At 65.4% G+C, this 10,416-nt stretch carries 9 protein-coding genes and 1 pseudogene; all 10 read right to left on the bottom strand.

Features of this window, described 5'->3' with window-relative positions; all coding sequences use genetic code 11:
• A pseudogene (locus ACIQCM_RS09820) lies at positions 1 to 577 on the bottom strand (hypothetical protein); the annotation flags it as partial.
• Between the two features lie 83 nt (positions 578 to 660).
• Positions 661 to 1,533 carry a hypothetical protein gene (locus tag ACIQCM_RS09815; RefSeq protein WP_400605735.1) on the bottom strand — a complete coding sequence of 291 codons (873 nt, stop codon included), beginning with the start codon at positions 1,531 to 1,533 and terminating at the stop codon, positions 661 to 663.
• An 83-nt stretch (positions 1,534 to 1,616) separates the two neighbouring features.
• Positions 1,617 to 2,687: a Gfo/Idh/MocA family protein gene (locus tag ACIQCM_RS09810; RefSeq protein ID WP_400605737.1), complete on the bottom strand. Its 1,071-nt coding sequence runs from the start codon at positions 2,685 to 2,687 to the stop codon at positions 1,617 to 1,619.
• 80 nt (positions 2,688 to 2,767) lie between these two features.
• Positions 2,768 to 3,862, bottom strand: coding sequence for a substrate-binding domain-containing protein (locus ACIQCM_RS09805; protein WP_400605739.1), 1,095 nt, complete (start codon positions 3,860 to 3,862; stop codon positions 2,768 to 2,770).
• A 49-nt stretch (positions 3,863 to 3,911) separates the two neighbouring features.
• Positions 3,912 to 5,195 carry a multiple monosaccharide ABC transporter permease gene (gene mmsB, locus ACIQCM_RS09800; RefSeq protein ID WP_400605741.1) on the bottom strand — a complete coding sequence of 428 codons (1,284 nt, stop codon included), beginning with the start codon at positions 5,193 to 5,195 and terminating at the stop codon, positions 3,912 to 3,914.
• 40 nt (positions 5,196 to 5,235) lie between these two features.
• On the bottom strand, positions 5,236 to 6,792 hold the full coding sequence (gene mmsA / locus ACIQCM_RS09795) for a multiple monosaccharide ABC transporter ATP-binding protein (protein WP_400605743.1): 1,557 nt from the start codon (positions 6,790 to 6,792) through the stop codon (positions 5,236 to 5,238).
• 132 nt (positions 6,793 to 6,924) lie between these two features.
• On the bottom strand, positions 6,925 to 8,115 hold the full coding sequence (locus tag ACIQCM_RS09790; RefSeq protein WP_400605745.1) for an ROK family transcriptional regulator: 1,191 nt from the start codon (positions 8,113 to 8,115) through the stop codon (positions 6,925 to 6,927).
• 95 nt (positions 8,116 to 8,210) lie between these two features.
• Positions 8,211 to 8,732: a gamma carbonic anhydrase family protein gene (locus ACIQCM_RS09785; RefSeq protein WP_400605747.1), complete on the bottom strand. Its 522-nt coding sequence runs from the start codon at positions 8,730 to 8,732 to the stop codon at positions 8,211 to 8,213.
• Between the two features lie 9 nt (positions 8,733 to 8,741).
• Positions 8,742 to 9,464: a class I SAM-dependent methyltransferase gene (locus ACIQCM_RS09780; protein WP_400605750.1), complete on the bottom strand. Its 723-nt coding sequence runs from the start codon at positions 9,462 to 9,464 to the stop codon at positions 8,742 to 8,744.
• A gap of 34 nt (positions 9,465 to 9,498) precedes the next feature.
• Entirely contained in the window at positions 9,499 to 10,359 is an 861-nt protein-coding gene (gene purU / locus ACIQCM_RS09775) for a formyltetrahydrofolate deformylase (RefSeq protein WP_400605752.1), read from the bottom strand.
• Positions 10,360 to 10,416: the final 57 nt, after the last annotated feature.

Raw genomic sequence — 10,416 nt, 5'->3', positions numbered from 1 at the left:
TGGTCCCGTTGGTTGCGGTGCCGTCGGTGCCGGTGATGTCACCGCCAGCGATGTCGCTGCCGGTGGTGAGGCCGAGGGTGAGGTCGGCCGCGGCGGCGGTGGCGAGGTTGCTGTCAGCGGTGGTGCTGTCCGCCCCGGTGGTGGCGGCGTGGAGCGTTGCTGCCAGGGTTGCGTCGGCGGTCAGTGCCGCGTCGGTGGTCCCGTTGGTTGCGGTGCCGTCGGTGCCGGTGATGTCACCGCCAGCGATGTCGCTGCCGGTGGTGAGGCCGAGGGTGAGGTCGGCCGCGGCGGCTGCGGCGAGGTTGCTGTCAGCGGTGGTGCTGTCCGCCCCGGTGGTGGCGGCGGCGTCAGCCGTGAGGTTGACAGCAGCGGCGACGTCCATGGTCTGGGACGCCGTCGGGTCACCCAGCAGGCCCGATGACGCCGTATCAGCAGACGCCGCCGCCGAAATGAGGGCTGAAGCGGACAGGTCCGCTCCGTCCGTGTGGTCCGCTGCACTGGCAGCGGTGCAGCCGAGGGCGAGGAGCCCGCCGGCCATGAAGGTGCCGAGAAGGCCCCGGCGAAGGGTGGTACGCATGATGATGTCTCCTGAGAAGTTGATGGTGGGCGGTAAGCAGCCCGGTTGCCGTGTCCTGCCGACAAAAGGCAGGCATGGCTCAACTAGTCAGGAGACGAACCGGGGTCGAAGGACACCGGTTCCGGAGCATGAAGCACGAACTCCGGGGCGCTGGCCGCGCCAAGGAAGGGAAGAACAAAGGCGACAGGGCTCAGCCAGGCGGCTGGGCCCGGCGACGGTCCGCCGGAACCCGGACCGCCCGAGCCAGGTGCCACGGGAACGGGCGCGGGCGGGGACGACGGCGGAACGGGCGCCGGCTCAGGGCTCTCCGCGTACGCGGTAGGACCAGCCCACAGCGGTACGGCCACAGCGGTCAGCGGAGCGGAAAGTGGAGGGCCCGCCTCCAGGGCCTGCGTCGGTTCTGTGCTGGCGGGCGCTGGTTCCGTGGCAGGGCCGGGGTTCAAGGCAGGGCCGGTTGCGGCGGGCTCGTTAGCCCCATCCGGAAGGAGCCCGGCGATGGCGAGGGCAGGGCCCTCGGGAGCCAGCTCCACCAGAGGTTCCAGAGCCGGCACAAGTTCAGTGACCGGGGCTACCACGGGCGCCACGACAGGATCCAGGACCGGTTGCACCGGAACGAGGACGGGCTCCACGGATTCCAATACCGGATCGATGAGTGGTTCGGTGGCTGCGACGATCCCGGCTGCGGGGGGAACGACGACCTGTTCCACCACGCCTACGGTGTCATCCACGACTGCGGTGACAGGCGCCGCCGGCTCGGTTCCCCGGACCGCGTCGACGACCGGGGCCAACATGTCGGTGGTCGGTGAATCGATCAGGATCTCATTCACTGCCGGGGTGGGTTCCGGCAGAAGATCAGCCGAGGCAGGAGAGGATGAGAAGGTCAGCCAGGCGAACGTAGCGGCACCGGCGAGGAAGACGGGGCGCAGGGCATGCCAAGGCGAGCGGACTCGAGCCATGCATACCACCCCCAGCAGCGGTGCGACCAATAATAAGTCAGCTTACGACTCCGGCCGGGTCCGCGTCGAGGGTTCCGGGAAAATCAGTGCCGGTCGTTTGGGTAGCTGACGCCCAGCTGGGCACGGACACCGTCAAAAAGGCGCATGGTGTTAAGGGAGTCTTCCAACGGCATGACCGGGCTCTCGGTCAGGCCCTGCTGTATGCACCGGGTCGCCTCCCGCAGCTCGTACGTATACCCCTTGCCAACGACGTCGAACTTCTCCGTGCGGGGGTCGTTGCGGTCCTTGGTGATCACCAGTTCGCGCGGGTTGTTGATGGATCCGACGCTTTGCAGGAAGCCTTTGCTTCCGGCAACCGTGGCGGTCCGCGGCCCGTGCGACAGGAGCGACGAGGTGAGCTGGACCTGGGCTGCATGATGGTAGCCGAGGGTAAGGGCGTTCTGGGAGTCGACGCCGTCGTCGGTGACGAATCCCGTGGCACTTACCGTCTGCGGGAATCCAAGCGTTCCCAGCGCCCATAACAGGGGGTAGACAGTGATGTCGAGCAGGGCGCCGCCACCGTCCCGCGGAGCCCAGAGCCGGGATCCGGGGGAGTACGGGGCGGGGAAGCCGAGGTCGGCCGTGACCCAGTGGATTTCACCCAGCTCGCCCGAGGCGGCGATTTCGAATGCCCGCTGCATGCTGGGGAGGAAGCGGCTCCACATCGCTTCCATGAGGAAGAGGTTCCGGGACCGCGCGGTGTCGATCAGCTCCGCGGCTTCCCGGGCGTTGACGGTGAAGGCCTTTTCGCAAAGCACGTGCTTACCGGCGTTGAGGGCGGCGAGGACCACCTCGTGGTGCTGCGCGTGGGGTGTTGCAACGTAGACCACGTCCACTTGGTCATCGGCCAGCAGCCGCTGGTAGCCGGGGACACCGCCGTCGTCCACGTACGTCCTGGCCGCCCCGTATTCGGCGGCGAAGGCGTCGGCTTTAGACTGCTGCCGGGAGCTGACGGCGTACAGCTCGGCGTCCGCCAGGAGCGACAGGTCCCGGGCCATCAGGCCTGCGATTGAGCCGGTGGCGACGATGCCCCAGCGCAAGGTCTTGCCGGTGGCGGAGCGGGGGTCCTGGTCGGTCTGTGCGGAGAGCCATGGCGTGGCGATGGGGGCGGGCATGGAGCCATCCTGCCACAGGAACGCGAAAGCCCGGCTCCACCGCGAGAATATCGCGGGGAGCCGGGCCTTCCCTTAACTGACTACTTGGTGATCGGGCCGAGGACCGGGTCGTCGGTGTAAGCGGTCTTGACGTTTTCCTTGGTGACGATGACCGGCTCCAGCAAGTAGGCCGGAACGGTCTTGACGCCGTTCTCGTAGGACTTGTCGTCGTTGATCTCGGGCTCCTTGCCCGCCTGGAGGTCCTTCACCATGGTGATGGCGTGCTCCACGAGCTTGCGGGTGTCCTTGTTGATGGTGGAGTACTGCTCGCCGGCCATGATGGACTTGACGGATTCAACCTCGGAGTCCTGGCCCGTCACGACGGGCAGCGGCTTGCCGGCGCCCTTGACGGCGGTCAGGACAGCGCGGGCCAGCGTGTCGTTCGGGGACAGGACGCCGTCCAGGGAGGCGCTGCCGTAGCTGCCGGTGAGCAGGGTGTCGGCGCGGCGCTGTGCGTTCTCCGCCTTCCAGCCCTGGGTCACGGCCTGTTCGAACTTGGTCTGGCCGGAGAGGACCTTCAGGGTTCCGTCGTCGATCTTCGGCTGGAGGACACTCATGGCGCCGTCGAAGAAGACCTTCGCGTTGGCGTCATCCGGGGAACCGGCGAACAGTTCGATGTTGTAGGGGCCGGAAGGCTTCTTGGCCTTGAGGCCCTCAAGCAGGGCCTGGCCCTGGAGTTCGCCGACCTTGAAGTTGTCGTAGGCCACGTAGTAGTCCACGTTCTCCGTGTTCAGGAGCAGGCGGTCATAGGCGATAACGGTAGCGCCGGCGTCCTTCGCCTGCTTCAGCTGGGTGCCCAGCTGCGAACCGTCGATGGCACCGACGATGATGACCTTGGCGCCCTTGGTGACCATGGCGCTGATCTGGCTCTGCTGTTCGGAGACGCCGCCGTTGGCGAACTGTACGTCAGCCTTGAAGCCGGCGCCGTTGAGGCCGTCGTTGAACAGCTTTTCCGCCAGGACCCAGTTCTCACTGGTCTTCTGCGGAAGCGCGACGCCGATAGCGGAGTCCTGCGGGAATCCGGAGGCGCCTTCGGTGGAACCGCCGGTTGATTCCGACCGGCCGCAACCCGTCAGCGCCAGTGCTGCGATGGCAGCGACCGCTGCTGCCTTTCCTGCTTTACCAATCATTCGCATTGTTGGTTCTCTTTCCTTTTGGTGTTGTGACGATGTTCAGGCCGCGGGCTCAGGCTTCCCTGGCGATCGCTTCCTTCGTGGAGGTTGTTTCGTCCGGCTGGAGCGGGTTGTTCGGTCCGCCGGTGGGCCGGTTCATGTTCCGGGTCAGCATGCCGATAATCGACTTCTTGCCCTGGCTCTTGTTGTAGACGTCGAACGCGACGGCGATCAGGAGGACCAGGCCCTTGATGATCTGGGTGAGGTCCGCGCCGACCCCCAGGAGCTGCAGGCCGTTGTTCAGCACTGCCATCACCAGGCCGCCGATGATCGACCCGACGACGGTGCCCACGCCGCCGGTCACTGCAGCGCCGCCGATGAAGACGGCCGCGATGGCGTCCAGTTCCCAGCCCACGCCGTCGAAGGGGCCCGATGCGGTGGAGCGTCCCACGAAGATCATGCCGGCCAGGCCGGCCAGGATGGACATGTTCATCATGACCAGGAAATTGACCTTCTTGGACTGGACACCGGAGAGCTCAGCGGCGTGCCGGTTGCCACCCACGGCGTAGACGTGGCGGCCCAGGACGGTACGCGAGGAGATGAAGCCGTAGAGCAGCACCAGGACGGCCAGGATGAGGCCCGGGATGGGGAAGGAGGTACCCGGACGGCCGGTGGCGAAGAGGTACGTCGCGTAGAGGATGGCGCCGCTGATCAGCACCAGCTTCAGCACCGTGACCCACATTTCCGGGACGTCCGCGCCAAGAGCCTTGGCTCGGGCCCGGGACCGCAGTTCGCCGAAGATCACGAACGCGGCGGCGGCAACGCCGATGAGGAGGGTGAGGTTGTTGTAACCGGTATCCGGACCCACCTCGGGAAGGTACCCGGCACCGAGGTACTGGAAGCTCTCCGGAACGGGGATGGTGTTGGACTTGCCCACGAACTGGTTCAGCCCGCGGAATAGCAGCATGCCGGCCAGGGTGACGATGAAGGCGGGAATCCCGACGTAGGCGGTCCACCAGCCCTGCCACGCTCCAATCAGCGCCCCGAGCAGCAGGCCCAGCAGGACGCCGGCATACCAGGGCAGCCCCCAGTCACGGATGGTCAGGGCGACGGTGACCCCGACGAAGGCCGCCACGGAACCCACGGACAGGTCGATGTGCCCGGCGATGATGACCAGGACCATGCCGATCGCGAGGATCAGGATGTAGGAGTTGCCGTTGAAGAGGTTGATGACGTTGCCGGAGGTGAGGGTCCGGCCCTCCGTGGCGATCTGGAAGAAGATGATCAAGGCCACCAGGGCAAAGATCATGCCGAATTGGCGGGTGTTGCCGCCAAACAGCTTTTTAAGGGCGTTCATGGTGTCAGTCCTTGTCCGGAAGTTCTGGGTGGTCCAGGGGTCAGGCGGCTTTGCGGTTTGAGGTCATCAGCTTCATCAGGCTTTCCTGCGTGGCCTCTTCTTTGTCCAGGACACCGGTGATGGCGCCTTCAAAGATGGTGTAGATGCGGTCGGAGAGGCCCAGCAGTTCAGGAAGTTCAGAGGAAATGACGATCACTCCCTTGCCCTGGTTGGCCAGCTGCTGGATGATGCCGTAAATCTCGTATTTGGCACCTACATCGATGCCGCGGGTGGGTTCGTCCAGGATCAGCAGCTCCGGGTCCGTGAACATCCATTTGGCCAGGACAACCTTCTGCTGGTTGCCGCCGGAGAGCTTGGCCACGCCCTCCTCCACGGACGGGGTCTTGGTGCGCAGCGATTTGCGGTACTGCTCGGCAACCGTAAATTCCTGGTTGGCATCCACGACGGAATGCCGGCTGATCTTCCTGAGGTTGGCGGCGACCGTGGTGGTCTTGATGTCGTCCAACAGGTTGAGGCCCAGGGACTTGCGGTCTTCGGTCACGTAACCCAATCCGGCATCAATGGCCTGCCGGACCGATTTGAGGACCACTTCCTTGCCGTCCAGGTAGATATTGCCGTCAATGAACCGCCCGTAGGAGCGGCCGAATACCGAGCGGGCCAACTCCGTGCGGCCCGCCCCCATCAGGCCGGCGAACCCAACGATTTCGCCGCGGCGGACAAAGAAGCTGGAGTCTTTGCAGACCAACCGGTCCTGAACGGTCGGGTGGGCCACGGTCCAGTTCTTGACCTCAAAGAACACCTCGCCGATGCGGGGTGTGTGTTCCGGGAAACGGGACTCCAGGGTGCGCCCCACCATGCCTTTGATGATGCGGTCCTCGTCCACGCCGTCGGCCTTGACGTCGAGCGTCTCGATCGACTTGCCGTCACGGATGATGGTGATGGAATCCGCGATCTGCTCGATCTCGTTGAGCTTGTGGGAAATGATGATGGAGGTAATGCCGCGGCCCTTGAGGCCCAGGATCAAGTCCAGCAGGTGCTGCGAGTCGGATTCGTTCAGCGCCGCGGTGGGTTCGTCCAGGATGAGGATCTTGACGGACTTGTTCAGCGCCTTGGCGATTTCAACGAGCTGCTGCTTGCCGACGCCGATTTCCTTGATGGGGGTATCCGGGTCCTCGCGAAGGCCCACCCTCGCCAGCAGTTCGGTGGAGCGGGTCCGCGCTTCCGCCCAGTCGATGACGCCCCGTTTGGTGGGTTCGTTGCCCAGGAAGATGTTCTCCATGATGGACAGCTCCGGGATCAGCGCCAGTTCCTGGTGGATGATCACGATGCCCGCGTGTTCGCTGGCGCGGATGTCCTTGAAGTGCTGGACCTGCCCCTGGTACACAATGTCGCCGTCGTAGCTGCCGTGGGGGTAGACGCCGGAGAGTACCTTCATCAGCGTGGACTTGCCGGCTCCGTTTTCACCGCAGATGGCGTGGATTTCGCCCGCCTTCACCCGGAGGTTCACGTCCGCCAGGGCTTTGACGCCGGGGAATTCCTTGGTGATGGACCGCATCTCCAGGATGACGGGTTCGGTGTGCGTGGTCTGGGACGTCATGTGCCCTAGCCCTCCAATGCAATGACTTCTTTGTCCGGCCAGGCAAAGCGCAGGGCCGTCTGATGAAAAAGTAAACTGGATCACCCGCGTTGTCGTCAAGTATTTAACGCAACTGCGGGATAACGATGCGGTCTAGGTCTTCCTGATGCCGGCGTGCTGGAACACCAGGGCGGCGGCGCCGAGTGCTTCCGCACGGTCGCCAAGGGAAGACATGGTCAAGGTGGTGCTTTCGCCGATCACGGGCACGGCATGCCGGATGAGGCCGCGCCGGATGGGGTCCAGCAGAAGGTCCCCGAGGCCGGCCAGGGGGCCGCCCACCACGATCACTTCAGGGTTGATCAGGTTGGCGACGTTTCCCAGGGCACGCCCCACCGACAGTCCCGCGTCATCCACCACCCGCAGCGTGGCCGGGTCGCGGGCCAGAGCCTTGCGCACAATATCGGCCGGCGTCAGGGGCCTGTCCTCGCCGCGGCTGAGGAGTTCGATCATGGTCGTGGTGGAGGCGATGGTTTCGAGGCATCCGCGGTTTCCGCATCGGCACACCAAGCCCTGTTCGTGTATGGTCGCGTGGCCAATTTCGCCGGTAATTCCGACGTTGCCGTAATAGGGAGCGCCGTTGAGTATGAGGCCCGCGCCGATGCCCGAGCCGATCTTCAGGAACAGCAGGTTGCTGACACCCGTGTGCTGCCCCCACGTCACCTCGGACCACGCTCCCAGGTTCGCGTCGTTGTCAACAAAGACGGGCATTTCTAGGGTTTCTTCGAGGTGTTGAAGGATGTTGATCCCCACCCATTCCGGAAGGATGGCACCTTGTGCGACGGTACCAGTGCGCCTGTCGATAGGCCCGGGAATTCCGACGCCGGCCCCCACTACGGCGGTCCGCTCCACGCCGCTGTCGTGCAGCAGTTTCTCCAGCAGCGCCACAGCGGCCTGAATGCCTTCCTCGGCCTGGTGCCCCAGGGGGAGGAGAACCGATTCCTCTGCGATGACGTGGTAGCTCAGTGAGGCCAGGACCACCCTGAGGTGCCGTCGGCCGAAGTCGATGCCCACCGCGACGGCGCCGTTGCTGTTCAGCCGGACATTGAGGGCGCGCCGTCCGGAGCTGGTGATCGGCTCCGTGGAGGCCAGCCCCGAGTCGAGCATGATCTTGACGATGTTCGAGACGGTGGCGGTGGAAAGGCCGGTCTGCCTGGCGAGTTCCGCCTGCGTGGAGGGCCCGCCCATCAGGGTCTCGATAATCCGTTGCTGGTTCAATTGGCGCAGCGCCGACTGGGAGCCGGGATTTGTTGGTTTGCTCCTCGTTGAGCGCGGGGTTGCGGGCATGCTAAGAAGATTGCCCTATGCGGGGTCTTGGCGTCAAGAAGTTAACGCATAGTGCGTTCCCCGGCCGGGCCTGCGAGGTGAGGGGCGGGTAGGGACTATGACGCGTGCTGTTCCCGGTGGGCGCGTGCCAGCTCCCGGTAGTGCGCCGCGTTCCGGCGAACGCCGTCGTACTCTTCCTCGGTGAGTTCGCGCCGCACCTTGGCCGGCACGCCGGCCACCAGGGAACGCGGCGGAATGACGGTGCCCTCAAGCACCACGGCGCCGGCGGCGACCAGCGAGCCGGTGCCGATCACTGCACCGTTCAGGATGGTGGCGCCCATGCCGATGAGGCAGTCGTCCTCCACGGTGCAGCCATGGACGACGGCGGCGTGCCCCACGCTGACCCGGGCGCCCACTGTGCAGGGGAATCCGGGGTCGGCATGCAGCACCACGTTGTCCTGCAGGTTGGTGCCTTCGCCGACGGAGATGGTGGCCGTGTCAGCACGCACGGAAACTCCGTAGAACGCGCTGGACTCTGCTGCGAGCGTGGCGCTGCCGATGATGGACGCGGTGGGGGCGACGAAAACGGAGTCATGGACGGCCGGTGAAACGCCGGCAAAAGGATGGAGAGGAGCCATGGATTCACCCTAGGTCACTCGGGGGTGCGGCCGCTGCTCCCGGGCCGATGTGTCCGCTGGGCCGGCTGTGGGATCCGGAGTGCGGAGGACCAGGAACTGGTAGTGCTGCATCCATGCGCCCCGCCCCGGCCCTGACTCATCCCCGGTACCCTCCGGCCAGGTGCGGAAGTGCTCCACCTCGCCATGCGCGCCGAAGGTCCGCATGACCGCCGCGTCGCTCCGGCGGCTGAAGAACCGGCGCGGCTCCTGGTCGTCCTCCGGGTTCAGGACTTCCTCATCATCTCCGGACCAGAGTCCGACGGCAATGGGCGAGCCTGGTGCGCACACCCGCACCAATTCGCTGACGACGCCGTCGATCAGGCTGTTGGGCACGTGCAGCAGGGTACTCATGGTCCACCCGGCAGAGAAGGAGCCGTCCAGGAACGGCAGGCTCCGCCCGCTGGCGACGCTGGCGTTCAGGCCTTTGGCTATGGCCAGGCGGACGCTTTCGCCGGAGAGGTCCACGCCGCAGTAATGCAGACCCGCACGGACAAATTCAAGGCCTTCCACCCCGGTGCCGCATCCGAGTTCGAAGACGGAGCGCCGGTGCTCGCTCTTGAGCAGCCGGATAAACCACTCCCGGCATGCGACGCGCTGTGGAGTTCCGGCCCGGGTATTAACGGCCGGGGCCTGCCGGTCGTAGAACAGTGCGAGGTCCGCCTCATGGTCCGCGTTCTGTGGTGCGTCAACCATGGCTTCAGCATAAGGCCGGGCGGCTGGTCCGGGGCTAGTTGAACACCACGGTCCGGTTGCCGTCCAGGAGGACCCGGTGTTCGGCATGCCACTGTACGGCCTGTACCAGGGTGCGGCCTTCGACGTCCCGGCCCATCTGCACAAACTGCTCCGGCGTGCGCGCGTGGTCCACCCGGATGACTTCCTGTTCAATGATGGGCCCCTCGTCCAGGGCGGCCGTGACGTAATGGGCGGTGGCGCCGATGAGCTTAACGCCGCGGGCGTGGGCCTGGTGGTACGGGCGGGCGCCTTTGAAGGACGGCAGGAACGAGTGGTGGATGTTGATGGCCTGTCCGGTCAGCTCGGTGCACAGTTCGTCGGAGAGGATCTGCATGTACCGGGCCAGCACGGTCAGTTCGATGCGCTGTTCGACCATAATGGCGCGGAGCTTGTCCTCGGCCTCCGTCTTGGTGTCCGGGGTGACGGGAATGTAGTGGAACGGGATGCCGTAGAACTCGGCAAGTCCGGCCAGGTCGCGGTGGTTGGACACGATGGCGGGGATTTCGATGGGCAGGGTCCCGCTGCGCTGGTGGAACAGGAGGTCGTTCAGGCAGTGGGCCGACGTGCTGGCCATGACCAGGGTGCGCACCTTGTCGCCCACCGTGTCCAGGCTCCACTGCATTCCGAACGCCTCGGCCACCGGGTCCAGGGCGGCCCGAAGCTCAGCTTTGGGAGCCGCCGTCGTCACCTCCACCCGCATGAAGAAGTTCCCGGTCGCGGGGCTGCCGTATTGCTGTGAGTCCGTAATATTGCACCCCGCCACCAGCAGGGCTCCGGCCACCGCGTGGACAATCCCGGGGCGGTCCGGGCAGGACAGGGTTACTACATGTGCTTGGGTCAGGTGCTCTTCACTCACGCGTACAAGCCTACCCGCGGGTGAACCCCTGGATTTGGTAGGCTGGAAGCGTCGCAA

This window comes from Pseudarthrobacter sp. NPDC092439, assembly GCF_044754945.1.
In the GTDB taxonomy this organism is placed as follows: Bacteria; Actinomycetota; Actinomycetes; order Actinomycetales; family Micrococcaceae; genus Arthrobacter.
This window is presented reverse-complemented; position numbering and strand designations above follow the sequence as displayed.

Excerpts from the sequence above, each read along its gene's own strand:
- ACIQCM_RS09815 (WP_400605735.1), bottom strand. The coding sequence starts at position 1,533 with ATGGCTCGAGTCCGCTCGCCTTGGCATGCCCTGCGCCCCGTCTTCCTC.
- mmsB (WP_400605741.1), bottom strand. The coding sequence starts at position 5,195 with ATGAACGCCCTTAAAAAGCTGTTTGGCGGCAACACCCGCCAATTCGGC.
- mmsA (WP_400605743.1), bottom strand. The coding sequence starts at position 6,792 with ATGACGTCCCAGACCACGCACACCGAACCCGTCATCCTGGAGATGCGG.
- ACIQCM_RS09790 (WP_400605745.1), bottom strand. The coding sequence starts at position 8,115 with ATGCCCGCAACCCCGCGCTCAACGAGGAGCAAACCAACAAATCCCGGC.
- ACIQCM_RS09780 (WP_400605750.1), bottom strand. The coding sequence starts at position 9,464 with ATGGTTGACGCACCACAGAACGCGGACCATGAGGCGGACCTCGCACTG.
- ACIQCM_RS09785 (WP_400605747.1), bottom strand. The coding sequence starts at position 8,732 with ATGGCTCCTCTCCATCCTTTTGCCGGCGTTTCACCGGCCGTCCATGAC.
- ACIQCM_RS09805 (WP_400605739.1), bottom strand. The coding sequence starts at position 3,862 with ATGCGAATGATTGGTAAAGCAGGAAAGGCAGCAGCGGTCGCTGCCATC.
- ACIQCM_RS09810 (WP_400605737.1), bottom strand. The coding sequence starts at position 2,687 with ATGCCCGCCCCCATCGCCACGCCATGGCTCTCCGCACAGACCGACCAG.